Source organism: Streptomyces sp. R41 (assembly GCF_041053055.1).
Classification (GTDB): domain Bacteria; phylum Actinomycetota; class Actinomycetes; order Streptomycetales; family Streptomycetaceae; genus Streptomyces.
Genome location: NZ_CP163443.1, coordinates 871017 through 895810 on the forward strand (window position 1 = coordinate 871017; position 24794 = coordinate 895810).

Annotated in this window: 21 protein-coding genes and 4 pseudogenes; 11 read left to right on the forward strand and 14 right to left on the reverse strand. The window is 69.1% G+C overall.

Going from position 1 to position 24794, the window contains the following annotated elements; all coding sequences use genetic code 11:
• Positions 1-192 precede the first annotated feature (192 nt).
• Positions 193-513, reverse strand: a pseudogene (locus AB5J53_RS04230) (DDE endonuclease); the annotation flags it as partial.
• 53 nt (positions 514-566) lie between these two features.
• Positions 567-809 carry a winged helix-turn-helix domain-containing protein gene (locus AB5J53_RS04235; RefSeq protein WP_369244305.1) on the reverse strand — a complete coding sequence of 81 codons (243 nt, stop codon included), beginning with the start codon at positions 807-809 and terminating at the stop codon, positions 567-569.
• Between the two features lie 363 nt (positions 810-1172).
• Here AB5J53_RS04235 and AB5J53_RS04240 point away from each other — a divergent pair, with 363 nt between their 5' ends.
• From AB5J53_RS04240 to AB5J53_RS04250, 3 genes are all read left to right on the forward strand, one after another.
• Positions 1173-1811 carry a hypothetical protein gene (locus tag AB5J53_RS04240; protein WP_369244306.1) on the forward strand — a complete coding sequence of 213 codons (639 nt, stop codon included), beginning with the start codon at positions 1173-1175 and terminating at the stop codon, positions 1809-1811.
• Positions 1812-1972: 161 nt separating this feature from the next.
• On the forward strand, positions 1973-2326 hold the full coding sequence (locus AB5J53_RS04245) for a hypothetical protein (RefSeq protein WP_369244307.1): 354 nt from the start codon (positions 1973-1975) through the stop codon (positions 2324-2326).
• Between the two features lie 254 nt (positions 2327-2580).
• On the forward strand, positions 2581-3222 hold the full coding sequence (locus AB5J53_RS04250; RefSeq protein ID WP_369244308.1) for a hypothetical protein: 642 nt from the start codon (positions 2581-2583) through the stop codon (positions 3220-3222).
• A gap of 410 nt (positions 3223-3632) precedes the next feature.
• On the opposite strand, the gene AB5J53_RS04255 is transcribed toward AB5J53_RS04250, so the two are convergent.
• Entirely contained in the window at positions 3633-4670 is a 1038-nt protein-coding gene (locus tag AB5J53_RS04255; RefSeq protein WP_369244309.1) for a hypothetical protein, read from the reverse strand.
• Positions 4671-4675: 5 nt separating this feature from the next.
• Complete coding sequence (locus AB5J53_RS04260) at positions 4676-5230, reverse strand: RNA polymerase sigma factor (protein ID WP_369244310.1); 555 nt, start codon at positions 5228-5230, stop codon at positions 4676-4678.
• A gap of 45 nt (positions 5231-5275) precedes the next feature.
• Here AB5J53_RS04260 and AB5J53_RS04265 point away from each other — a divergent pair, with 45 nt between their 5' ends.
• Positions 5276-5410, forward strand: coding sequence for a hypothetical protein (locus AB5J53_RS04265; RefSeq protein ID WP_369244311.1), 135 nt, complete (start codon positions 5276-5278; stop codon positions 5408-5410).
• A 1266-nt stretch (positions 5411-6676) separates the two neighbouring features.
• Here AB5J53_RS04265 and AB5J53_RS04270 read toward each other — a convergent pair.
• Positions 6677-7444 (reverse strand): calcium-binding protein, encoded by a 768-nt coding sequence (locus AB5J53_RS04270; RefSeq protein WP_369244312.1) that lies wholly within the window; start codon positions 7442-7444, stop codon positions 6677-6679.
• 546 nt (positions 7445-7990) lie between these two features.
• Here AB5J53_RS04270 and AB5J53_RS04275 point away from each other — a divergent pair.
• Positions 7991-8788 carry a hypothetical protein gene (locus AB5J53_RS04275; protein ID WP_369244313.1) on the forward strand — a complete coding sequence of 266 codons (798 nt, stop codon included), beginning with the start codon at positions 7991-7993 and terminating at the stop codon, positions 8786-8788.
• Between the two features lie 164 nt (positions 8789-8952).
• Here AB5J53_RS04275 and AB5J53_RS04280 read toward each other — a convergent pair whose 3' ends face one another.
• Entirely contained in the window at positions 8953-9225 is a 273-nt protein-coding gene (locus tag AB5J53_RS04280) for a hypothetical protein (protein WP_369244314.1), read from the reverse strand.
• 44 nt (positions 9226-9269) lie between these two features.
• Positions 9270-9548 (reverse strand): annotated as a pseudogene (locus tag AB5J53_RS04285) (hypothetical protein); the annotation flags it as partial.
• An 82-nt stretch (positions 9549-9630) separates the two neighbouring features.
• Between AB5J53_RS04285 and AB5J53_RS04290 the strand changes: the two are divergent.
• Positions 9631-9888, forward strand: a complete 258-nt coding sequence (locus AB5J53_RS04290) for a hypothetical protein (protein WP_369244315.1) — start codon at positions 9631-9633, stop codon at positions 9886-9888.
• Positions 9889-10374: 486 nt separating this feature from the next.
• Here AB5J53_RS04290 and AB5J53_RS04295 read toward each other — a convergent pair whose 3' ends face one another.
• A complete protein-coding gene (locus tag AB5J53_RS04295) occupies positions 10375-11889 on the reverse strand; it encodes a flavin-containing monooxygenase (RefSeq protein WP_369244316.1) in 1515 nt (504 codons plus the stop codon).
• Between the two features lie 1269 nt (positions 11890-13158).
• Entirely contained in the window at positions 13159-14319 is a 1161-nt protein-coding gene (locus tag AB5J53_RS04300; protein WP_369244317.1) for an FAD-dependent oxidoreductase, read from the reverse strand.
• Positions 14320-14684: 365 nt separating this feature from the next.
• Here AB5J53_RS04300 and AB5J53_RS04305 point away from each other — a divergent pair, with 365 nt between their 5' ends.
• On the forward strand, positions 14685-15452 hold the full coding sequence (locus AB5J53_RS04305; RefSeq protein ID WP_369244318.1) for a hypothetical protein: 768 nt from the start codon (positions 14685-14687) through the stop codon (positions 15450-15452).
• A gap of 339 nt (positions 15453-15791) precedes the next feature.
• Positions 15792-16250: an NUDIX domain-containing protein gene (locus tag AB5J53_RS04310; RefSeq protein WP_369252044.1), complete on the forward strand. Its 459-nt coding sequence runs from the start codon at positions 15792-15794 to the stop codon at positions 16248-16250.
• Between the two features lie 119 nt (positions 16251-16369).
• Here AB5J53_RS04310 and AB5J53_RS04315 read toward each other — a convergent pair.
• Positions 16370-16540 (reverse strand): annotated as a pseudogene (locus tag AB5J53_RS04315) (kinase); the annotation flags it as partial.
• Between the two features lie 13 nt (positions 16541-16553).
• Positions 16554-16829, reverse strand: a complete 276-nt coding sequence (locus tag AB5J53_RS04320) for a hypothetical protein (RefSeq protein WP_369244319.1) — start codon at positions 16827-16829, stop codon at positions 16554-16556.
• A 231-nt stretch (positions 16830-17060) separates the two neighbouring features.
• Between AB5J53_RS04320 and AB5J53_RS04325 the strand changes: the two genes are divergently transcribed.
• A complete protein-coding gene (locus AB5J53_RS04325) occupies positions 17061-17621 on the forward strand; it encodes an SMI1/KNR4 family protein (RefSeq protein ID WP_369244320.1) in 561 nt (186 codons plus the stop codon).
• A 689-nt stretch (positions 17622-18310) separates the two neighbouring features.
• Here AB5J53_RS04325 and AB5J53_RS04330 read toward each other — a convergent pair.
• Positions 18311-18532, reverse strand: a pseudogene (locus AB5J53_RS04330) (IS5/IS1182 family transposase); the annotation flags it as partial.
• Between the two features lie 202 nt (positions 18533-18734).
• Here AB5J53_RS04330 and AB5J53_RS04335 point away from each other — a divergent pair.
• Together AB5J53_RS04335 and AB5J53_RS04340 are read left to right on the forward strand one after the other, a co-directional pair.
• Positions 18735-19763, forward strand: a complete 1029-nt coding sequence (locus AB5J53_RS04335) for a hypothetical protein (protein ID WP_369244321.1) — start codon at positions 18735-18737, stop codon at positions 19761-19763.
• A 9-nt stretch (positions 19764-19772) separates the two neighbouring features.
• Complete coding sequence (locus tag AB5J53_RS04340; RefSeq protein WP_369244322.1) at positions 19773-20672, forward strand: hypothetical protein; 900 nt, start codon at positions 19773-19775, stop codon at positions 20670-20672.
• A 1252-nt stretch (positions 20673-21924) separates the two neighbouring features.
• Here AB5J53_RS04340 and AB5J53_RS04345 read toward each other — a convergent pair.
• Positions 21925-22167, reverse strand: coding sequence for a DUF5302 domain-containing protein (locus tag AB5J53_RS04345; protein ID WP_099924393.1), 243 nt, complete (start codon positions 22165-22167; stop codon positions 21925-21927).
• A 1056-nt stretch (positions 22168-23223) separates the two neighbouring features.
• Entirely contained in the window at positions 23224-24789 is a 1566-nt protein-coding gene (locus AB5J53_RS04350) for a carboxylesterase/lipase family protein (protein WP_369244323.1), read from the reverse strand.
• Positions 24790-24794: the final 5 nt, after the last annotated feature.

Consider the following 24794-nt stretch of genomic DNA (forward strand, 5'->3'; position numbering starts at 1 on the left):
TCACCGACCCAGGAATTCACGGAAATGCGGACAGAGCCAAATTCAAGGTTCTGTCCGCACTTTCGGATGCTGTTGGTGATCTTCGCTCTGTTGAGTGAAGTTCTGCCGTGGTCCGGCTACTGAGCTCGTCGGATTGTTGTCGGGTGCTGAGTGAGGCTGAGTCCGGTGCGTATGAGGGCAGTTGCACGATAGGAGCCAGTCGTGTGCGGCCGCGTATTCACGCATCCGGGCGGCCCGGTGGGTGTTGAGATTGATCCCAGACAAGGACGATGGGGGCGCCGAGCTGGATGTGGGCGCGGACGACAGGTCGCGGTAATCAGTCCAGGCGAAGCTGTCGCGTCCTTTGCCCTTGTGCTTGCGGTGTCGGCGCGGCCGGTAGATCAGCCGGGACGCTTCGCCCGGCCGGTAACAGCACATGGCGGCGATCGACCAACGGCGCCAGGACCGGCCCCGCACCCGCACCACGGGCGTCTGCCCACGCCGGCCCCAGGTGCGGGCTCGTGGCGCAGTCATCGAGAACCCGGCCTCATCGTCGAAGACGACAAAGGCCCCCAGCGCCGCCGCAGTCATTCCGCCTGCGGCCACACGTCCTTCGTCCACAAGCCCACCGCGCCCTCGTCGCGTTCCATGGCCCGGCGGGCGGGAGACTGCCAGGACCAGCCGCGGCGGTGCAGCAGCAGCAGCCATACCGCCGCCATCGAGCAGTCGGTCCCGAACTTCCAGTCGATCAGCGCTCTGATCCGGGCCAGGGTCCACCGCTGGTCCTCCCAGCCGTGCTCGGCAGGGCCGAGGGCCAATTCCTTCTCCAACTCGGCGAGCTGGCCGTCGGACAGCTTGGGCAGTTTCGGCGGCCCCGTGGCGAGGGCATCCGTTCCGCCTTCCCGCCAGGACGTCGCCAGCGTTCCACCGACCGCTCGCTTACCCGCAGGTCCCTCGCTACTGAGCTCTTCGCGTTGTTGTCGGGTGGTGCCGCGTCCCGGCGCGTACGTCCTCCTGCGTGGTGAACGTCCGTACCGGCTGGCTGAGTTGGGCCGGGCAGCGACGCCGGGGGGGGCGGGATGCGGGGTCCCATGGAGGTCCTCCTCGGCACCGGGCCTGACGGTAGATCAACGGGCCGTCGGTGGCACATGATGGAGGCGCCTGTCCCGTGAGAAGCGAGGTGCCGCATCCCGATGAAGCGCAAGACCAGAATCTTCCTGGCGGGCCTGGCCTCCGTGGGCGGCGCCGTCGCCGGCGCGGGCCTGCTGCACAACCGCCGGCCTGATCGCAGGGAACGCCTCCATGTCACGGTCTTCACCGAGCCCGGCTACGCGGGCCGCAATGAGAGGCTGACCTGGACCGGCGGCGAGCGCGAGGTCGTCCCGCTCACCCGGGTACAGCTGCCGCGCATCGGCTCGATCAGGCTGGAGCGGCTCGTGTACCGCTTCCAGCCCGCGGTGCGGCTACCGAACATGTACATCCCGTGGCACGCCCTCACCGAGCGCCCGGACCGCACGGACCCCGAGGACGGCGTGGTCAGCTTCATCGCCCTGCACCAGCTCGCCGGCATGTTCTCGGCGGGCTTGTGGGAGCCGGTCCGCGAGTCCGAGGCGCGGTCGGGAGTGCGGCTCTGGGCCGGGCGCCCCGGCTATCCGCTGCCCGCGCACGACGAGGGGGACCCTTCCGGTAAGGCGGCTCCCGGCGAGGCAGCCGCTCCCGGCGCCCAGCCCTGGCACGACGTCCTGGCCAACACGCCCGACCTCGGCTCCTGGAGCACCCGCACCCGCTACCTCGAACTCGGCTACCACGACGGGAGCGGCCCCCGCGGCTGACCGGCCGCCTGCCCTGCCTGCTCCCCCCACCGCCGCGTAAGTGGTCGGCGACGTGGGCGGTCAGACGGGTGATGTGGTCCGCACGCTGATCCAAGAGAGAAGCACTAGCCGCCTTTCGTTCAAGATCACCGATGGCTGCTTCGGCACGGGATGATGAACGGGTGGATCTCACAGGTATGAGCGAGCGCGAGTACTGGGCCAACGTGGCGAAGCGGCCCGGGATGTTCATCGGTCGGACCACGCTCACCGGCCTGGAAGCGTACTTGGACGGGTACAACCATCATTCCTGGCGCCATGGAGGACCAGGCCTGGATGGCTGGCGCGAGTGGCTGGTGGCTCGACGCGGCCGCGACTGCAATCACGGATGGCATGGGCAGGTCCGCCACCTCGCTCTGCCTGACGGATGGGACCACTGGGAGCTCCCTCCGGACCAGGAGCAGCATGTCATCAGGGTGCTCTTCGAACTGCTTGACGAGTTCCTCTCGGATCGAGAGGCAGGAGCCCGCACGGCTTGACGTCATCCTTTGGAAATCACTGCGCCGGGCGCTGCGATACCCGCAGGCTCCTCACCCTGACAGCGAGAGGAAGGCATTACCCGGCATGAACAGCCGGTTCCACTCGCCCGTACTGCCTCTAAGCTGTTGAGGTCGCAGCCGTTGCGGGCTGCATGGTGATCCCGACATCACGAACGCGACAGACTTCCCCATACCCTCGCGGCCGTGGCACCTCTTATCACCTCGGTGGCCGGCCCTGAAGAAAGGCCAGCGTCATGTCTGAAAGCCAGGCTCCGACCACAGAACTGACGTCGCAGTACATGGCCCAGGTGACCGGCGACCTTGAGCGCAACGCCAAGGAGCAGGAACGCATCGGTGCGGAGATCGAGGCACTGCAAGAGCAGTTGCGTGCCCTGCACCATGACCACACCGTGCTGGTGAACATCCAGCAGGCGCTGGGCAACGGGAGCACTCAACCGGCCGGAGGGCCCGCCGAAGCAGACACCGTGGCTATGCCGTCCGTGCCTCAGCAGGCTTCCGCTGAGCCCAAGACGAGCAAGCCCAGGAAGACCGGAGCCGCCGCCACGGCGAAGAAAACGGGCTCCAAGAAGTCCGCTGCCAAGGCCTTGGCCCCGAAGACCGCCAGGGCGCCAGCCCGGCCGACCCTCGTCGACCTCATCCGCAGCCACCTCGAGCAGCAGAGCGAGCCGCGCTCCGCTGCGGAGATCTCTTCCGCGCTCGCGGAGGCTCACCCCGACCGTGGGGTCAAGACCACCGTCGTGCGCACCACCCTGGAAGGGCTGGTCGCCAAGAGCCGTGCTCAGCGCACCAGGCAGGGCTCGTCCGTCTTCTACAGCGCTGCGGCCGACTCGGAGCCCGTGCAGGCCGTGCCCCAGGCCAAGGACGTCACCAGCTGAACAGCTGTGGCAACCACACCCGCTCTGGCGCGCCAGCGTGGAAGGGCCAACGCGACAGACGCAACCGGCAGGCAGCGGTGTTCGATTGAGACGATGCCGAGCAGACCAGGTAGCGGACTTTCTCCGTTGCCTCCTCCCATGACTTCGGCGGCAGCGGTGCTGCTGTAGTCGAGCAGGCAGTGCAGAGCACGGCGTGGCACTGCTGCAGGGCGGGGCAGTCGCTGAGCGGCGGCCGGATGAGGCGCTGGCGCTGCCGTATGGATGGCGCTCAGCAGCGCCCACGCCCTCCCAACACGACTGGATACCAGCAGGCATCCTCAAACCCGGCATGACCCTGCGGACCCTGCGCACGCCACCCGCGCGCACGAAGGCGGCGGCGCCCGATCCCCGGGGCCGCCGCCTTCGCCGGGTCAGCTGATGTGGTTCGTCCAGCCGACTTCGAGGTAGGTCGTGCGGACCACCGGGTTGGCGCCGGCGCTGCCGCTTTCCAGAACGCGGCTTGTATCCGGGTCGATGACGTAGCGGAGGGAGTACTGGAAGGTAACGGGCTTGGCGCCCTGCTTGTCCACCCGCCTGGTGCCGCGGAGGACGATCTCAGTGCCCGGACGGCCCCGGCTGTCCTTGACCTTGGGGGTCATGGTCACCCCCGGAGTCTGCGCGACGATCTGAAAGAGCGCGGAGCGCACGTCAGGGCTCGCGGGTGACTCCGCCAGCAACGACATGATCTGCTCGAACCGTGCCTCGGCGTTCTTGGAGAAGCGGGCCTTCAGCTTCTCCGGTTCGGTGGGCAGCTGGTCGAATTCGGTCCAGGGCAGGCGCCGGTCGCCCACGTTCCAATCGGCGATGTTGTGGCCGGACCTGGTCACCTCGCCGTTCGGCTTCCGAATCCAGGTGGCGCCCGCCCGGTCGCTGTACACGGTCACCGTCGACGTCCTCCGGCCGTCCTTCGCCCAGTAATGGACCATCCAGTATTTTCCGTGGGTCGCTGGTGCCTCGGTCGAGACCTTCGCCATGTCGTTCAGGAACGCCGAGGCCGCCGAGGCCGTCGACGGCGGTTTGCCGGTCACGTCCAGCACCGGGTGGACGGCCGCGCCCACGGCGATGGCGGCCACCGCCGCGGCCGCGACCAAGAAGCGTCCACGACGCGAGAGGCGGCGGTGTCGCGGCGCCGTGCCCGGCCCGTCGGGGCCGAGGACGACCAGCGGGTCCTCGGGCAGGTCCTCCGGGGGTGCGAGGGATGCCGCCGGGCCGCCTCGTCGGGCCGTGGCGAGGGGTACCACGCTGTCGTGCGCGGTGGCGGTGGGTGTCTGTTCGGTCTCGCGTTGTGCGAGGAGCGCCACGATGTCGCGTACGGCCATGATGTTGGCGTTCGAGGGCGGCGCCACGGTTCCGGCCGCAATCAGTTCGTCGGCGCCGGGGAAGTCGAGAAGGCCATCACGTTCGGTCATGTCGGTCATTTCGGGTCTCCGGTCAGGTCGAAGGGGGCGCCCGAGCGCATACGGTTGCGGACGCGGTGCAGACGGGTGCGGGCCGTCGCGGCGGGTACGCCGACCACGGCGGCGGCCTCGCTGGGCGTCAGCTGCTCCCAGGCGACCAGGAGCAGTAACTCCCGTTCGTCGGAGGGGAGCTGAGCGAGAAGCTCGCGCAGCCTGGGGGCCACGGCTGCGGCGACGAGCCGGTTGTCCACGGCCTCCCAGGGGTCGTCGTCGACGATGGCGCGCGGGATGTCCGCGCGGGCCGCCGCGACCCGCCGCCAGTGAGCGGAGAGCACGTTCCTGGCCACGCCGAACAGCCAGGCCCGTACGGACCCGCGGGCCGGGTCGAACCCGCGTCGCGTCGCGTACGCCTGGAGCCACAGCTCGGCGAGCAGATCGTCGACGGCTCCGGGCGCGCGGCGCGCGAAGTAGCCGTGCAGGGCTGCCGAATGGCGTTCCACCAACGGCTCGAAGGAGGCCGGGTCGCGTGCCGTACGGCCCAGCAGCTCCTCGTCGTCCAGGCCCGTTGTCATGGGACCTCCGTCTCCGGACCGCCGGTCGGCGGTCTCACCCCCTACTTGGCGGAATACACCGACAGCGTTCGCGCCCCGGCCGAGGCCCCGAGTCGCCTCGCCGCGGCCGACAACTTCGACCACGCCGACTACAAGGGCGCCCTCGTCCTACTCAGCGGCTATCAGACCCCCGCCGCCTAGCGCCGCTGCGGCCAAGCCCGCGTGACCCGCTGGCTCGCGGCCCGCGGCGTGCGCCAGCCAGCCAGCCACGGTGGCCGCCACCGCCCTTAGCGCCGCGCACGCCCAACGCATCACGCTGCCCGGCCAGGACACCGCAGCGCGCATGACCGCGGATCTCTCCTGGCCCTGGACGACCGGCTCAAGCAGCTCTACCGGCAGATCCGCGACGTCTTCCGTACCACCCGCAAGCCCACATCATCGAATCGCTGCCCGGCATGGGCCCGCTCCTGGGCGCGGCTTCTCGGTGAAGGCGAGAATTCCCGCCGTACGGTTGGCGTGATCGTTCTGTCTGGCCTGTGGATCATCGTATTCGGACGCGTGCTGTGGGTCTCAATGCTTAGGCGCAAGGCAGCGAGTGCGTCGGATTCCTTGACATCAGTACCTGACACCAACACTGACGAACGGCAGCGGTCGACGCCGAAACATCAGCGACCAGCCAGCCCAGGCCGAGGACGGGTTGACCGATGTCGATGGCTCCCCGTATCGACCTGATAGGGATGACGTCGCAGGCAACTCCCGTTGACGCGCTCAGGGCCAACCCGCCGCGATGCGCGTCATGTTGCAGCTCAGCGGGCAGGCCACCCACGGCGGTCAGGTGTCCCTGCTTGGTCTGAGGGGTGGGTGCGCTGGCCGTGGGATCGGCGCTCGCCTCGAAGAAGGGGTTCAGCTGGTTTCGCGAAGTGATCGCGTCCGGGCTCCAGGGGAGACCCGCGGAGTAGGCCCGTGTGCAGGACTTTGGTGGCCCGCGGCTGATAGCCACAGCGCTTGCCGTGGCAGGTCTGATCGGAACGGGGGCGGCCGTGGTCCTGCTGACACGAGGCTAGACCCAAGTCATGCCCCTACCGTGCCCGATCGACCGGTAGCTGACGGGGAACCACGGTGGTTGACGGACAGCGCACATGAGAACGGCCCCCGACCGAGTTACTTGGTCGGGGGCCGTTCATCTGCGGTGGGTGTGAGATTTGAACCCACGGCCACATCGCTGCGACGACGGTTTTCAAGAGCGTCGCCGTTTTGAGCCGGCTGCGCCGCCCTGACCTGCTGGAGTTGACGGAGGCATGTGCTCCGCGTACTCACTGGCCCACAGATGGCTCTCTGACCCGCAGCTGGGTGGTCCAGAACGATGGCGGAACTGGGTAGCCGCCGCATGGGCCACGCTCGACCGGCAGCCAGGACCACCTGTCCGGCGGATCTTCGTTGGACACCAGGACCTGGAGCGGGAAGGAGCTAGCTCAGGGCGACGCTGTCCCCTGACGCGGTCGCGCCGCTCGTCGTCCCCGTACCGGCGAACTTCCACCGCCAGGTCCCCGAGTAGCTCGCGGTGACCGTCGTCTTCAGCTTGCCGCCGCTGTCGGTGGTCACGTTCTTGACCGTGGAGTACGTCGAGGATCCGGACTTCTTGAACTGAAGGGCCACCTTCTGGCTGCCGTACCCCGCGTAGACGTTGGTGTCCCAGTTGGCCCGGGTGAGCGCCCCGGACACGGTGAGCGTGCCGCCCTTGGTGACTGGCTCGGGCGTGGCCTGGGTGGTCGCCAGCTTCGCGTACCGCTTCACCTTGAACGGCGCGCCGGTGTCCAGGGTGAAATAGTCCTGGTCGTAGGCGGCGGCCTCGGCATTGAAGTGCCAGGTGCCCGCCGAGCTGTTCTTGAGGTCGAAGTAGTCGGTGCGATCGGGTTCGAGCGTGTACGTGTACGTGCACTTCATGGTCGTCGACGTGGGCCGGGTGCAGGTGGCGGAGTCCGCGTAGATGAGCCGACTGTCGGAACTGACCAGCTTGCCGCCGTAGATGCCCTTGATCCCTGAGCCGTCCTTGGCGGTGGCCGTCACGGTAAGGCTCTGCGCCGCGCTGACGCCGACGTTGACGGTCGTCTTACTGAAGGTCACGGAGGTGAAGACGGTGTCGCCCTTGCTCGAGTCCGCATGGGCGGCGGGCGTCACGAACGAGAGCAGTGCCAGGGTGCCGACGGTGGCGGCCGCGGCGGTACGCATACGCATGGTTCTCCAAGAACGGTGAGCCGGAACCGTGTCCGGGCGCGTAGGAGACCTTCGGCGAGCGGGATTGGTTGTACGGTCGACATCCGCCTCGTCATGGCGGACGACCGCCAGGCGCCTGACAGCTCAGGCACCGCCTTTACTGCCGCACGATCCAGCAGCAGAGCGGACAGGGCGCGAGGGTCGAGCGGATGCGCCTCGTCGACAGTCCCGCCACCCCGGACCAACTCCGTTTCCTGCTCGCCCGGATGACCGAAGCCAGTGAGGTTCGGTTGGGCACTCTACGGTCTTGTCCGCACACCGTGATCCGTCGGACAGCCCCTGGCACTACAGGTGGCATCGGCCGGCCATCGCCAATGCCGCTCGTACTGATGTGTTCGGCTGTTCGGCCGAAGCAACGAGGTGGCGTGCCGGGCGTCGCGAGCGTGGAGGGCTTCGACCTGTGATCATGCGGCTTTGGCTACAGGTGATCGACGAGGAGCTCCAGCCCGCGCGGGACATGTGGCGCCCGCCGAGTGACGCTCGCGGGAACGCGTGGTAGGTGATGTGGTGGACTGGTTGACCTCGCTGCCGGCCGTGGTGCTGGTCGTGGGCTGGCTCTTGCTCGCTTTGCTGGTCGCGGCCCTTGCGCGGGTCGGCGTCCGGGCGTTGGTACCGGCCGGGGAACAGGAACGGGTACCGCAGATCGCCATGCCCTTGATGCCCACACTCGGCGCTGCCTTCGCGATCTTTGCGGCCCTCTCACTGGCCAGCGAGGCCGGCTATCTGCGCGCTGCGGAGAGCTTGGTGAGCGACGAGGCGGCCGCGGCATCCCGTCTGGCGTGGGCGGCGACAAGTCCGCGAGTCCACTCGGAGCCGATCCATATGGCACTGCGGGACTACCTGCAGACCACGCGGGCCAGGGAGTGGAAGGGCGCGGCAGCGGCGTCCGGTGACGATCCGGTCACCGCTCGCGCCATCGCAAAGCTGGAGCGGAGCGTGCGCACCGAGGCGGCCCGGCCCGAGCTGGGATCCCCGGCGAGTACGGAGCTGCTGGTTTCCCTGGACGGCCTCACCAGTAGTCGGCGAGCTCGTGTTGCGGCCGCCTCGCGGGACGTTCCCACGCTCTACGTCATCACACTTGTGGTCAGCGGACTGGCCCTGATCGTGAACGCGGGCGCACTGACCTTCCGCAGCAGCTTGCGAACGTCGCTGCTCATCACGGGCGTTGGGAGCGTGGTCGGCCTCAGCCTGGCGCTGCTCTTCGCACTGAGCGCGCCGTGGAGCGGACCGTTCATCGTGAGTGGGCACCCACTCGACGCCGTCGTCGGGGATCTGGGGTCCGGCTTCTTCCACAGCGGGTCGTAGGCGGACCAACGACACATCTCCGAGTGTGAAAACAGGGGGAGTCGGCGGCGCGCAATGTCTTGGAAGGGAGGCGCATCGACGTCCGCTCCAGGCCGTGATCCGGGCGGGTCGAACGGGGGAAGGGCCACACGTGCCGTGCAGGGGGCGCTTCGTCATGTCCGGGGTCAGTGCAGGTTCAGCACCATCGCGTCGTACAGGGACGCGTCCGTGAAGGGCTGCACCTCGTCGAACCACTCGTAGCCCCACATCTCGTACAGGCCGCGGACCTTCGGGTGGTCGCGCTCGACGAGGAGCGTCACCCGTTCCTCGGGCCGGCCGCGCAATAGCTCGTGGTGGATCTGATGCGCCACGCCCGTACCGCGGAACTTCTCGACGATCACCAGCTCGGACAGGGCGAAGGTGCGGGCACCAGTCTCGACGATCGCACCGTCGGGCACCGGGGTGAGCAGTCCGTTCCACTATCGGGTGTCAGCTGGCAGCGTGCCTTGAGGGCGGTGTAGTGGGAGTCGGCGTCCCACAGCGCGACGATGGACGCGCCGGGCTCGGGCCACACCACGCGCGGTCCGGACAGGACGATCTCCCGTTCGGCGAGCGGGCCGGTGCCGGGCAGGCGGTGTCGGGCGGACGCGGGATCGACGGTGGTGTCGGTCTTCGTTCCGTGGCGGTCGACGACGTGGCCGTGGTCGATGGTGACGATGACGGCCATGCCCTGGACCGCCGCGATGCGCAGCAGGTCGCGCAGGCCGGGGACGTCGTCGACGCCGCGCTGTCCGCCATGTACCTCGCCGACCGTTCGCCATCGCGCTGGCGTGGAAGATGGAGCGTGGTGAGGTGGCCACCTCGTGGTCTCGTTCATGAAGCGGGAGTTCGGGACGCAGCTCATCGAGGGGTACTTCGGGCACACGGCTGGCAGAGTCGCGGTACGACGCGTACGTGGAGTGGACGACAACCCGACTTACCGCGGGTGGCTGGAGAAGGCGTTCGACGAGCTGGGCACGGGCCAGGCCGAGGGCCGCGCGGAGGCCAATGAGGAGCTGGTGCAGCTCACCGCCGCCGAGTCGGCCCTCGTCGGCCGGCTCGCGACTGGCTCCGCCAGGTGAGCCACGACAAGGGGCGCCCAGGTGCCAAAGGCGAACTCGCGGCTGCCGAACCCAAGAAACCGTGCTACCGCCTCCTGCACGTCGCCGCCCGGATCGCCCGTGGCGGCCGCCGCCTTCGCTTGCGGATCTCGGCGACCTGGCCCTGGAGACAAGAACTCACGGCCGCATTCCATCGCCTGGCCGCGCTACCCCGCCCCGCCGGCTGACCGGCCGCCCCCTGACCTCCCACGATCCGAGGGAACTTGGAGAACCCGACCACCGCGCCGGGCCGCCACCATGCCCACCGACCGACACCGCCCCAAACGACGCCGCTCAGCCACCCAACAGCTTCAACTGAAACGGCGAGGTCAAGCACCTGTCCGCGCGGCCGGAGACTGGTGATGCGGGCGATGCATCATCCGGTAGGGCGATGACGGGACCGGGCCTTGCCGGGCAGCAAGCGGTCGTGGAGCTCCCAGTGGTGGGGCCGCAGTATCGGCCACCATGTCATGGCTGCTCTGCGTTCGCGGCTCCCGTACGGTCTCCAGGCTGCGGCCTTGCCTGAGAGGGCAGTGGAAGGGCCCGGGCAGGTACGTCAAAGGTGTAGGCGTCGGCGTCGAATCGGCTCAGTCGGCGCACGAGCCGCCCGGTGGACCACGGCCAGGCGAAGGTGTTCCGCCCGGTGGAAGTGAAGTAGTAGCTGGTGCAGCCGCCGGCGTTGTAGACCGTGGTCGCGAGCGCGTCCTGGACTGCGGTGTTGTGCGCGGCCTGTGCGGCCGACCGGACGTCCAGGGCACAGTGGCCGCCCTGGTCGAGGTGGGCCAGGGCGGCAATGAGATACGTCAGCTGGGCTTCCAGGACGGTGATCGCGGAGGTGGAGCCGCCGAGCAGATTGGGTCCCAGAAGCAGGAAGAGGTTGGGGAAGCCGCTCACGGTGGTGCCCATGTACGCCTGCGGTTCGCCACCCCATGCTTCGTCGAGTGTCCGGCCGTTCCTGCCGTACAGGGTCTTGGCCAGCGGCAGCTGCCCGACGCGGAAGCCCGTGGCCTCGATGAGCACGTCGGCGTGGACGGTGGTGCCGTCGGCGCCGACGACTTCGTTGCCGCGTACGGCGGTCACGGCCGTGGGGTGCAGGCGGACGTGCGGCTGGGACAGGGCCCGGTAGAAGGTGCTGGACGTCAGAAGACGCTTGCAGCCCAGCCGGTAATCCGGTGTCAGTTGCCGGCGTAGTTGCCGGTCGCGGACCGCGAGCCGCAGATGTGCGCGGGCGCCGGCCTCGAGGAGACGGGCGCCCTGAGGGTGGCGGAAGGCGTAGCCAAAGCCCTCCTGCAGGGCGTACTGCCCGGCGCGCAGGGCGCCGCGCACACCGGGTACGCGGTCCAAAAGCCGGTTGAACGCCGCGGGTAGCAGCAGATCGGGCTTGGGCAGCACCCACTGGGCAGTGCGCTGGAAGAGGCCCACGGCCGCAGCCTGGGCTTCGATGGCCGGGACGACCTGGACGGCGGAGGCGCCGCTCCCCACCACGGCCACCCGCCGCCCGGCCAAGTCGACGCTGTGGTCCCACCGGGCGGTATGGAACACGGGACCGTTGAAGTCCTCGATCCCGGGGACTTCCAGGCGGCGCGGGACGTGCCAGGGGCCGGTGGCCAGGACCAATACCGCCGCGCTGTAGGGCCCGTCGGTGGTCTCCAGCAGCCAGCGGCCGGCCGCCCCATCCCACCGGGCTCCCAGCACCTGAACACCGCAGCGCAGCATGTCACCAAGCCGGTACCGCTGGGCCGTCGCCCGCAGATAAGCAAGGATTTCCCGCTGCCCGGCGAAGACCCTGCTCCAGGCGGCATCCGGGGTGAAGGAGTAGCTGTAGAGCGTCGAGGGCACATCACAGGCGCAGCCGGGGTAGGTGTTCTGCCTCCAGGTGCCGCCGAGTTGCGTCGACTTCTCCAGAACGAGCACATCGTCAAACCCTGCCTCGCGAAGCCGGACGGCGGCGCCGATTCCGGAGAACCCCGCTCCGACGACCACGGCCCGCAGGTCCCTGTCAGTCCGCGCCCTCTGAGCCGGGATCACAGCAACGCTCCGGTCGGGCGGCCGGTGCAGAGACCACGGCCCGAGCGCAGCTCTCGCGGAGCCGTTCGGCGGCCGGATCCCGGAGGGAACCCGGCATTGCCGGCTGCCTTGGCCGCCCGTCGTGCGGTCCCTGCCACAGCCTGCTCACCTGGAACGCGCGGCCCTGCCGAGGTGTGTGGGTCTGGCTGGGTCACAGCAGCCAATGGCAGACCTGCCTGCATCAGTTCCTTCTTTCCCTTGCTCCGGTGGGTGCCGTCGGTCGGCGATCCACCCGTGCTGGTCGACGGGTCACCCGGACACATCCACAACGTCGACCAGTCCGGCGCGTGGTCGTCCGTGCGGCGTCGTCCGCATCCAGGCCACTTCGGCCGAATCCGGCGTGAGCGCCTCGTGCATGCAGTTCACGGGAAGTGATCGGGTACGTGAAACGGGGCCACAGGGCGTTCCACTGACGCCACACACTGCATGATCCCGAAATGCTCACGCCGGCAGCGCACGTAACGCTGGCATCGGATGACGGTGAGGAAACGTCACATGCTGGGGATTTGTTCAGTCAGGGCCGTCGAGAGCATCACTCGAACGAAGCACGAGGCGGGCGCAGGGCAGCCCCGCCGTACAGTGCGGCTGTCGGAATCGACCTGGGTCTGCAGCCACGGGTGCAGTGCCACATCCGTCTCGCCGCGGGTCTCCTGACTGCCCTGCCAAGAAGCTGAGCGCCCACGAACGAGGGTCTGTGGATGCGTGAACCGTCCACGGCGAAACCGCAGGCCGGCAGTAGCGAGCCCTGGGGAAGCGGCGGCGGCAGACGCCGACGGATCGGGGCGCGGCGAGAGCTAAGTAGGTGGCGTTGATGCGGAGTTCGACAAGGTCGCCGACGACCTGCCGCAGTTCCTTGATCACATCCGTCGTTGCGTCGTCAGTTTCGTGGAAGCGGGTGCGATCGGAGACCTGTAGTGATCACCCGCTGCGATCGCCGGGTGCGTACATGGTCCGGCTGTGACCGCCGAAACACCGACGGCCGGCAGCCGCTACCGGCGTCCTTGGGACCGGCCTCGGCCAGGTCGCTCACCGCAGAGGCAACCCCAGGTCGGGCCCGCGCTCGGCAGGTCCGGACGATCGGTGCCAGGCGGGGTGCTTGGGGGACCAGAAGTAACTCATTCATTCGCGCCGGGATAGTCCGGGGCGAGGAACCGGCGGACTGGGCCATGCTCTCGCGCGTGGCAGTCAGGAAGGCTGGACCTCGTCGAAGAGGGCGAGGGCTTCGGACGGGTCCGGGCTCACGAGGCGTTCCAGACCAGCCATCGTGATGTTCGCCCACCTGCCGGCCCGTGCCCACATCCGTTCCTCGAAGGCGCGGACGGCCTCGTCCAGATCTCCAGGGCCGGGGGCCGCGGCGATGGACTCGGCGAGTTCGGCGCCTTCCAGCATCGCGAGGTTCGCGCCCGCCCCCAACGGGGGCATCAAGTGGGCGGCGTCGCCCAGGAGCGTCACCCCGGGGACGTGGGCCCAGGTGTGGGACACGGGAAGGACATAGAGGGGGCGGTGGATGAAAGCCGTGCCGTGGTGGAGGAGGTCGAGGACGGAAGCGGCCCAGCCGTCGAACTGGGCCAGCAGGCTTGATCGCGTGGCCTCGACGTCGGCCGGGCCCAGGCCCGCGCGCTGGTTCAGGCCCGTAAGCCGGTCCGTGTTCGTGTGCCAGTCCAACGGTACGCGGAACTGGGCGTACACCTTGACGTGGCCGCCGCTGTTGCGCTGGGCGACGAGCGCGCGGTTCACGCCGTACACGGCCACGGAACCGTCGCCGACCAGCCGGGCGAGGTCGGGGTGGCGGGTGTCGACGTCGTCCAGGGAAGTCTCGACCAAGGTGACGCCGGTGTACTGCGGCGACGCGGACGAGACCGCCGGGCGGACCCGGGACCAGGCACCGTCCGCGCCGATCACGAGGTCGAACGTCTCCTGTCGCCCGTCCGCGAAATGGACCAGCACGCCATCCCGGCTCTCCGGCACCACCTCCGTCACGACCCGCCCCCACTGAACGTCCACAGGCCCGAGCAACAGGTCACGCAGTTGCCCGCGGTCGATCTCGGGATTGGCCCGGTCACCCGGACGAGGTTGCCAGTCGCGCAGGACGGTCCCGTCCGCGTCCAGGATGCGCATGGCCTGCCCCTCGGGACGGGACAGTGCCTGGAACTCCGCCAGCACCCCCGCCTTCTCCAGCGCCAGCTGGCCCAGCCCCTCGTGCAGGTCCAGCGTGCCGCCCGCGGGACGGGCGTCGCGGGCGGGATCGCGTTCGAGGACGGTGACAGGGTGACCATGACGGTGCAGGACGCGGGCAAAGGTAAGGCCGGCGGGACCGCTGCCGATCACGGCGATACGGGGTCTCATGTCGATACAACGTACGGTCCCTCACCAAGCCGGTCCCGCCCCGTCACCGAACCGAAACGACGGCGTGAGCCAGCGGATGGGTGATCCCCGTCGTGCTCAGTTGCGGGGCAGAAGGGCGCATGGTCGTACGGGGCGGCCGAGGAGTTGGAACACGAGGGTGCGGTGGGCGGCGTGGAGGGTGCGGACGTCCGCGCGGTTGATGTCGGGTTTGACTGCAGGGGCGCCGTGGCGGCGGCCCGGTTTGGTGGGGATCCACAGGTGGCCGGGGTCGCTGCCCTGGAATTGCCGGGTGATGTGTGCGCGGGTGTCGAGCCAGCGGGTGAGGACGTCGGCAGTGCGGGTGTCGAGGGGGGGTGAGGCCCGGTGTGGAGGTGGACGACGCGTTGTGCGAGGTCGAGGTCGGCGGTGCGAAGGCGGTGAAGTTCGGGGACGGTGCGGCCGGTGGAGGCGACGAGGATGGCACCCATGAAGGGCTGCACCAGCAGACACCCTGGCGAACCGTCGCCCACCTGCGCGACCTCCTGATGGACAGCGGTGTCCTCCCGCGCGTCGACCGGCAACTCATGCTCTATCAGCGCTGCCTGACGGAACGACACACCATCGAGGACTCCGAACACCGTCGGCTTCTGCACCGCTTCGCCACCTGGCACCAAATGCGGCGCGTACGGGCCAAAGCAGAGAAGGGACCGCTCGGACGCTCCCAAGGCAGCCAGGCCCAACAGGAGATCACCCAGGCCAATGCCTTCGTCGTCTGGCTCGCCGACCGAGGCCGCACCACCGAACAGTGCCAGCAGGCCGACCTCGACGCCTGGCACACCGAGAAGCTCGCCACCCGACGCCCAGCCCCGACCTTCCTCCCCTGGTGCATGAGGACGGGCCGGACACCCAGCCTCACCCTTCCGCCCCAGGCCATCGCCAGGACCAGGCGCCACTGCACCAGCACCGCCGACTCGCCTTGCTCCGACGGGTCCTCAACGACGGCTCCCTGCCTCTGCGGAGCCGCGTCGTTGCCGCACTCGTTCTCGCCTATGCCCAGCCTGTCAGCCGCATCGTTCGCCTCACCATCGACGACTCACCGACGACGGCACCACCATCTCCGTCTGCCTGGGAGATCCACCGTCTCCCCTACCTAAGCCCGTCGCCGAACTGATGCGGGCCTGCGTCCACTCCCGCCAGCACCTGCCCTACGCCAGCAGCCGAAGAGCCCGGTGGCTCTTCCCCGGACGCCAGCCCGGGCAGCCGATGAACCCGGCCAGCCTCCAGGCCCACCTACGCGAGATCGGCGTCCCTCCACAGCGCGGCAGGACTTCCGCGATCCGCCAACTTGTCCTCCCGGCTCCAGCCCCCGTCATCTCGAAGGCCCTCGGCTACCTCGACAAGACCGCCACACGGCTGGTCACCGAAGCAGGCGGAACCTGGAGCCGATACGCCCCTGGTGACCATGAAAGGCACCGATGACTGACAATGCCGGGATGAAGCGACCCAGAATCCGTGTCGCCGCATACGTAATCCGGGATCGCGCCGTCCCCGAAGTTCTGGTGTTCGACCATATCGGTATGCCGGAGGCCGGCACCCAAGTCCCTGCGGGAGGAGCCAAATCAGGCGAAGTTCTGGAAGAAGCGGTCTTTCGAGAGGTCTCCGAGGAGACCGGTCTGCTGACAGCCACGGTGGTCCGGCAGATCGCCGTGGAGGACAAGCCCCATCCCGACACGGGTCAGCCACGACGAACCAGCTTCTTCTTCCTCCAGGCACCAGCAGACACCTCTGATGCGTGGGACCACCACGTCCACGGCGACGGAAACGACGCCGGCCTCACCTTCGCCTGCCGGTTCCTCCCCCTTCCCCTGAAGCAACCACTGGCCGACGATCAAGACACATGGCTGGGCCACATCGATCCGCGCTGGACCACCGTGACCGGCGACGGTCAGTAATCACTAACCGGATTCATCCGCCGAATACGCGACACATCAACATGCGAGCCCACCAGTCCCACGGCCGTCTCGGGTGAGGAGACGGCTCGCTGAGGTGGAGATAAGAACTTGACAGGGAACGCCGCGCCGGGCCGGTCCCGCTCGCGCAGCATAATCCGGCGGAAGTTGTCCTGGCCGACGAGGGCCAGGCCACGGCCGAAGCGGTCACGGATGCCGGCCGCGACGGATGACTTACCCGAGGCGCTGTTGCCGCGCAGGACGACCAGCCTCGTGTCTTCGGTGCCCACCATCATCCGACGCAGGCTACCGGCGGCCACTGACACCGCCTGCCGATTGCCAGCGGCGAGGCGCGGCGACGGCACCGACACCCAACACCGCGAGCACGCCCCGATCCCCGGCAGCGGGATCACCAGGGCGGGAACGACGCCCGCCGCTGCCCGCGGTGGAGTGCCGGTGGTGTCGCGGCAGCGCGTCGTAGGCGGCCAGCGACGGCAGCGGCCGGGTGTCGGCGGGCAGCCGGAACAGGTGGGGGAGATTGGCGTCGACGTCGCCCGCGACGCCGCCGGCCGGTGGCGCCACCCCGTGCGATGGCACCGCGCCCGTACCGACTGCAGCCCGCCGACGTACCGCACGCCATGTCGCCATGAACGCCCGCGGGTGACGAGGACTGGTCAGCCTGCGCAGCGTACGCGCAAGCCATTGAGCACCTGGACAACGGCGCGACCGACTGACGGGATACGAGGCCTGCTCGGGCAGGCGGCAGCGAGCCGGCACGCGAGCGTTGTCAGAACGGGGTGCTATGTATGCCGCATGAATTGTGATCAGGCTGGCCCTGCTGAGCTGGCGGCACTGCGGGGAGCGTTCGGCATCGATGACGGTGGTGAGTCGGCTCTTGGCTGGGAGGCAGTCCGTGCCTTCGAAGCAGCCCACGGGATCGTGCTGCCCGAGCCGTACCGGACGTTCGTCGCCGAGATAACGGACGGTTCGTCGTCCGGGCCACCGGAGTACGGACTGCTGCCGGTCGCGGAGCTGCCGGCCGACTGGGGTGACGACGAGCAGGAACGCGACCTGAGCAAGCCGTTCCCGTTGACGGAAACTTGGATCTGGGAGGACGACGCGGACCCGCCCGAGGATGAGGACGAGCTCCTGGAGCAGGTCTACAACCATGGCTCGATCGTCCTCGGCACTGACGGATGCGCATTGAACTGGCACCTCATCGTCACAGGCCCCCACCGAGGACACATCTGGCAGATCGGTGACGTCGGTGCCTCCCCTTTCGGAGCCCAGTTCGGATTCACCACCGCTGAACCCGGCTTCGCCGGCTGGGTCCGGCACTGGGCCGCGAACAAGCCCTGGAACGATGCAGCGTGACACTCCAGAAGATCGGCCTGCGGCTTCTTGTGCGTCGTCGCCCAGAACACTCAGATCACAACACGACCACATGACGCACCCGTTCGGCCATCAGCATGCAGGGGGCCCTGGGCTGATCAAATTGACCCTGGGGGACCATGTACGCCCGTCGAGCCGAATGCGCGGCCCTGCTCGCTCTCGCCGCAGCAACGGCAGGATGCACCAGTGCGGACGGAGACCGCCCACCGACTTCTGTCCATGCCCTGGCCCGCAGACTTGCAGCCGGCCGACGCCTCCCGTCTCCGAGGGAGGACGGCGGCGTGACCCAGGACTCCACATCACGAGCCCTCAGCACCCGGGCGGAAACTGAGAACTCACACTGAGCAGCATCGTGGTCGCGGCGTCCTTGAACGTCGCGAACTCCAACAGCCGGCCCCGGGACCTCATGACAGATGCCCCGGAGCCCTGTCAGAGGCACTGGCCAAGCACACCCTGGCGCATCCGGGCTGAGTCGGCGTCCCTACCGCAACTGCCTGGTGGTCAAGGCGGCACCTCGGCCGCCTCCGGCTCTCTCCCTTCACTGCTCACCAAATTGCGCCGCGGTCGCCGGCGAGCGCGGCGTTCGACTGTTCATGCATCTTCGGTGCTCCAGCCGCTCGGCGGACTGGAGCAGGTACTTGGGCAGTTTTGAACCGGCGGCCCATACCTCGACGGAGTCGCCGGAAGCCGTGCAGCCGGGCGAAGCTCCGCTCTACCACCCACCCGTAGACGCCAAGTCCGGTGCCGTGCCGGGTGTTCCGGCCAGCGATGGCCGGAACGATGCCTCGGGCCCGAACCTGGTTGCGGTAGGCATCGTGGTCGTAGCCGCGGTCGGCGAAGAGCGAATCGGGTCTGCGGCGGGGGTGTCCGACGCGGCCTCGAATGGATGGAAGGCGTCCTTCGGCTCGCTGATGGAGCAGGGCACCGCTGCCCTGACGGCCCGCCACCAGGAGCTCGGCGGCTGAGGCGGCACCGCTGACCGCAGCACCACGGCCCGGGGCGTAACCGGACAACTCCTGTCCCGGTCACGCCCCGCGCCGCTACCGTTGTCCTCTGACTGGTGGCGTGGCCGTCGGCGCGGACTCAGGGGGTGCGATGGCGGTCCTTCTCTACTACCCGATGGTCAACCCGCCCAAGGAGATCCTGCACCAGGCCCTTCTGTACTGGGACGGGATCGCATCCGTCGTGCCCCGCGCACCCGAGGTCTACGAGGCCGTCCTGGCGCCGGAGTTGGCCGCGCTCCGGGACCGGCAGCTGTATACACCGGTCGCGCTCTGGGACGATTCACTCGACCCGCTCGCGGAGCCCCGGCACAACCCGGTCTTCGTCCGCGCGAGTTCGGCGTCATCGGTGCTGCGTGAGGAACTTCGGCGGATGGCCGCGCGCCCGCAACCTCCGTGCCTTCCCGAACCGCCCGACAGCTTTCTCTACCTCTCAAAGGTCAGCAACTGGCTGCTGGAGGAGCTGGTGAGCCTCCGCCTCGCCGTCCCCGACCACCGGGAGTTCCGGGCGGTAGCGGTGCCGAAGGAGGTCCAGACGCTGATCGTCGGTGTGCTCGCCCGGGAGCTCGCCGGCGATGCCGGTCTGCAGGAGGACGCGGCCTTCGTGCCGTACACGGACAGCGCGGACGCATACCGGTGGTCCCTGCAGTCGCCCTTCAGCGGCGGATCCCTGGCATGGGAGATGGAGCTCGGCCGGCTGCTGCCCGTACCCGCTCCCAATACACCCACCGCGCAAGTCCTCCTCTTCCGCGAGCGGTACGCCGACGAGCGGCTGCGCCTGATGCGGGCCGTGCACCGGCTGCTTGGCGATCTGCGCCGCGACTACGAGCATCCGGCAGAGGTCTTCGCCCAGCTGCGGGCGGAGCTGGCGCAGTCGGTCGAGGACTACCGGTCGGCGGCGCGCAGCAGCCGGCTGGCGTGGGTCCACCGGTCGGTGATGGTGGCCGTCGCGCTCGCCGCCGCGGCGGGCGGTTCCCTGCTGCAGCCCGATATCGGCTGGTTGCTGGGCACCGTCGGTGGCTACACCCTGAATGTCGCCACCCGTGAGATCCGTCCGCTGACGAAGGCGAAGCAAGGGCACGACTTCAGCTATCTGCACCGGGTCCAGAACGGCCTGGCCTGAAGAGGGGAGTTGACCGCGGTGACGGAGCGGCACCGGCAGAGCGGCGGGGTCCGGCTGATCGACGGAGAACCCTGGGAGATCGAAATCACCGAGCCCGGGGAGGCGCGGGAGCCCTACCGCACGGCACTGGTGCGGGCGGGTGATCCGAAGCCCCGCGGCTTTCGCCGCGCCGATACCGGTCCGTTCACACCGACGTACGCCGATCTGGACCACACCCTCGGATTCCTGGGTCTGGTGAGAGGGGGGCCCGAGCGATCCGGCGACCTCGAGGTGGGCAAGATGCTGGAGCTGTTCCGGTGGTATTACGTGCGGGACGAGGACTTGGCGGCCAGGCGGGCGGCCGTCGAGCTGGCCCTTTCGCGTGGTGTCGAGGCCCTGTCCGTGACGCTACCCGTGGCCGAGGCCGGGCAGCTGCGCCAAGCGCTCCTAGACACCATGGGCAGGTTGGGCGACCCCTTCCGTACCGAAGAACTGGCGGATCTGGCAGCCGCCATCGACGCGGCGGACGGAGTGCGCGTACTCCTCCCTGTCCTGCAGGCGACCCATCTGCCGAGTGAGCTGAGAGGCAACCGGTACGGTGAACCGGACGAGGAGGTCAGCCCCGAACTGAACCGTCTCGCCGAACTCATCGAACAGGGCCAATTCACCTCCGGCCGCTGGCAGTCCGTACGCCAGCCCCTGCGGGACGCCCTGCGCGACGCCCTCTCCCTTCCCGGGGCCGAAGGCCTGGCCGCGCGCGACGAACTGCTTGATGTCGTCGAGCGCTTCGCCCGGGCGCACCGGAGCGCGACGCGCGCGGACGACACCGAACAGCAGCGACTCCAGGCCCTCCTGAACCCTGCGCCGGAAGACGCCGTGGCCCCGCCTGCGCCGCGTGCCCGCCGTCGATGGTCATTTCCTCGCCGGTGAGAGAAGCAGCCTGATCGCCCGCGTGGGCCAGGAGTCAGGTGGGGTTTGCCCCGGCCATGAGCACCATCGAGAACCGCACAGCGAACGGCAGTTCGTTAAGGCCAACAGTTGGCCGAAGGCATCCCGGGGCGTCGCACGTCGATCCGCCCGCCGACGCGGTCAGAGCAACCAATGCTCTACCTACGCCACGCCGTCTCCAGGACGCACTCATGTCCCCCGCCCTCCCCTCTCACAGAGTCCCCACCCTGGAGTCACAAGATCCTCAAAGTATTGGGACTTTAATTGCGCCTTACTTGCGCGCGTCAAGAGAGAGACCTGCAGGTAACAGCCGTCGAGCACTCCCAATCGACCCTCTTCAGCCGCACCATCACATGACCGATCAGAAGCGAATACATGGCGTCTGTAACAGATTCACCCCCATCGCATATACGGACATGAGCCCACAGCCAAAGCGTGCTGCGGGACGACAACGGCCGCGCTCGACCGACGCCGCATTGCCAAGATTTGACGAACCTTGAGGAAACCTGCGCGGCCCTCGTACGGCAGTTTCTTGACTCAAGGTGCGGCTTCGCCAACCTGCACATTTCACCGAACGCACCATGATCGTTACTGATGCCACCGCCGGGCCCCTTCGAAGATCACAGACAGTTCGTGATCTTCGTAGTCGGGGAGCGGCACACGCCGTCCGGCCTTCCGCCGCCGGTTCACCCATGGGGACGGTAAGTGACACCGGTCACGCGCGAGCTGAGAACCCGGACTCGGCGCCTGGGTGGTGGAGGATCCCGTACGCCCGGGCCCCCAGCGCGACGGCTTGGCTACCGCGTCGAGCAGTTGGCCGGGGAGGGTCGGCGACGGCTGCGCTCGTTCGGAGCGGCCCTATCCGAGTAAGCTCCGCGAGCTCGTCCCGGGCGAGTCCCGGCAGCACCAGCCGCAGGGCGAGCGGGTTCCCCTGCAGCCACTCCATCAGCTCGCTGAACTCTCGGCCCGCCCGCCGCTCGGCCACCTCAGGATGGTCGGCCGGCAGGAGCACGCTGGCGCCGCGCCCGCCCCGCCCTCTCCCCCGCCGACGCGCGAGGAGCACCGGCGGCGCCCGATCCCCTCGCCCGCCGCCGGGACCTGTCCCGCCCACCCACTTTCCACGCGGCAATGCCTCACCGAATGGGTCGTGAGCGGGCGACCCAGGGTGGAGCTTGGCGGGCCGGTACGACGGCCGGACCGTGCCCTGCGAGTCCCCTCCGGCGGCCGTTTGGACTCAGCCGCCGCTCTTGCGCCGAAACGACCGCTGACTCGCAGCCGGGCCGTGCGCCCCGCGGATCTTCGACGCGTCGGTGTTCGCAGCGAGGGCGGCCGCGTCCGCCTGCATGCCCCGCTTGCGTGCCAGGGCGTCCCGGAACTTGCGTTTCAAGTCATCCTGCCCGTCGTCGTCGGGCGCTGGCGCGGGCTCCTCGATGTCGGCCGGCTCCGAACCTTCTTGCGGTGAGGGCTCTGCAGTCATGGTGACCTCCGGGTTTCGGGCAGTGGGAAGCACAGCTTGTCATGAATCATGGTGTCCGCGATCAGGCCCCCAGTCCGGGCGCGCGTCCGCGAAGGTTGGTGAGGCCTACACGCCCGCCGGGGGCGACGTCGTGATGAAGGTGGTGGCGGGTACCACCCGGCACGCGGTGGTCTTCCCTGTCAGGTTGCTCTGTTCAGGCTCATGGCTTGTCGCGCGTTGCGTTTGCATCAGCGGCAAGCGCGGTTGGCACTGGCCTCGGTTATTCACCCCGAAGGGGCTAACGATCCAGACCTACCTCACCACCGGTCGCCCGCAGTACGAGATGGCCACGACCTGAAGCATGTGACATAGGTCTGCTGGGAACGAGGAGAACTCGGCGTCTTCCCGATCATCGCGGCCTCCGACCTCGCCGCCGCGCTCAACCACGCCCGCACCCACCCGCAGGCCGGCGGCGCGCTGATCCTGCGCCGGGTGCCACCAGCGCACTACACGCCGTAAACGGGCCGAGGAACGGGATTACCGGCCCCGACCGCCCGGAGCCATCCCGAGCACCCCATCGAGGCGGCCACGGACAGCGGGGAGCAGGAGGAGTAGCCGTGGCGGATACACCGCCGGAGCCGCCGCTCATCACGGTGATCCTCCCCGACCGCCAGGGATTCTCTGGGACAAGACGTGTGGCACGAGGCGGAGTTCGACGACTCAGTGCAGCTCAGCGCCGGTGTCGTTGACGATATCCGGCAGAACAGATGTGGCGCCATCGTTGAACCGAGCGACGATGCCTTGCTGTAGGGAAACGACTTCTCGTCCGGGAGCAAGCTAGGCCGAGGAACAGCGCTGCCGCGTGCCCCATGTCGAAGTGCGATCGCGATCACCCTGCTGCCGCCTCTTGCGCGTGCCGAAGACGCTGGAGAAGTGGTTGTCGTTGAGTGAGAGGACGAGAAGGTATGGATGTGTACGAAGTTGTGGTCAGTCGCCCAGTTGGGCTGACCTCGTTGGTCCGTGCCGTGAGGGTCCGTCGGTCGAACCGGGGGACCCTCACGGTGGTCGTCTGCGTGGTCACCCGAGGGCGTTCCAGAACGCGCAGTGGTGGCGGGACTGCGCCGTGCGGGTGGGGACGATGTGGTCCGGCGCCAGGGACAGCACCGTTTTCCGGGGCCAGTGCGGCGATGACGGACCGTTGGGGTCGGCGGTGCGGGCGAAGCGGGTCCAGTAGTCGATCATGGTGTCGGCCAACTGGTGCTGTGCCGCGGTCAGGTCGCGGGCGCGGCCGCCCAGGTCGAACAGGTAGGGCAGTTCGCTTGCGTGCGGTGCGCCGAGCGGGAACGGCGGCGTGCCCGAGGTGAGCGGCGGGGCGTGCTCGTCGGCGAACTCGTAGCGCCACACGGGCACTTGGGCGGCGAGCAGGGCGTCGGTGCGCGCCGTCGGGCAGGCGAAGTCCGCGTCGCCGATGACCGCGCCGAACACCGGGCCCCCGTCGGTGCGGTGCACCGGGTACTCGCGGACGATCGCCTTCGCCTGCCCTGGGGAGGGGAAGAAGGAGGCCACGACGTCGGGCCAGGTGCCGGGGGTGACGGGATGGCCGGCCTGGACGATCCCGGCGGCCCAGCCATTGCCCTCGTCGTGGTTGTTGCCGAGGAGCACGGGGACGCGGTGGAAGCGGCCGGCGGCGATCGCCGCTGCGGGGTCGCTGGGCAGCAACGGGGTGGCGTAGGCGGGCTGTTGATCGGTGTCCTGGGCCGCGAGCAGACGGGAGACGCCCACGCGCCGCAGGCAGGCCAGAACGTCCCGGGTAGAGCCGCAGCCGACCTTCGCCGCGAAGTCCGCGCCCGAGGCGCGCGCCGCGTTCAGGGGGACGGAGGACGGGGCGAAAGGCCGGTCGGGGCGGCCGGTGCACGGGCCGCTCTCGATGATCGCCTGGTCGAAGAGCCCCGCGGCGGCGGGTGAGGCGAGCTGGGCGCAGACGCTGTAGCCGCCCGCCGACTCGCCGGCCAGCGTCACGTTGCGCGCGTCGCCGCCGAAGGCGCCGATCTCGGCGCGGACCCAGCGCAGCGCCGCCTGCTGGTCGGCCAGGCCGAAGGTGCCTGAGCCGGGCAGGCCGCTGTGCGCGAGGAAACCGAGGGCCCCGAGGCGGTAGTTGACGGTGACGACCACGACGTCGCCGCGGGTGGCCATGCGGTGGGCGTCGTACGAGCTGCCCGCTCCGGTGGTGAAGCCGCCGCCGTGCAGCCACACGATCACCGGCCGGGGGGCTGCCGGTCCCGCGCCGTCGGGCGTCGTGACGTTCAGGTAAAGACAGTCCTCGTCGGTGCTGCCGCCGGGCACCTCGCCGGTCGGCTGCGGGCAGGCGCTCGCGGGCCCGGTCGCATCCCGTACCCCGGACCAGGGGGCCGCGCGGCGGGGCGGGGCCCAGCGCAGTCTGCCGAGTGGGGGCGCCGCGTAGGGGATGCCGTCGAAGGTGCGGTAGCCGTCGTGGGCGGCGCCCCGCACCGGGCCGTCGTGGGTGCGTACCGTCGTGGCGGTGGCGGGCGAGGCGGGCTGCGTCGGTGGTGCTGCGGACCAGGCCGTCGCGAGTACGGCGGTGATGGCGCAGCCCAGGGTGGTCAGGGTGCGGTGCATGGTCATCGTCT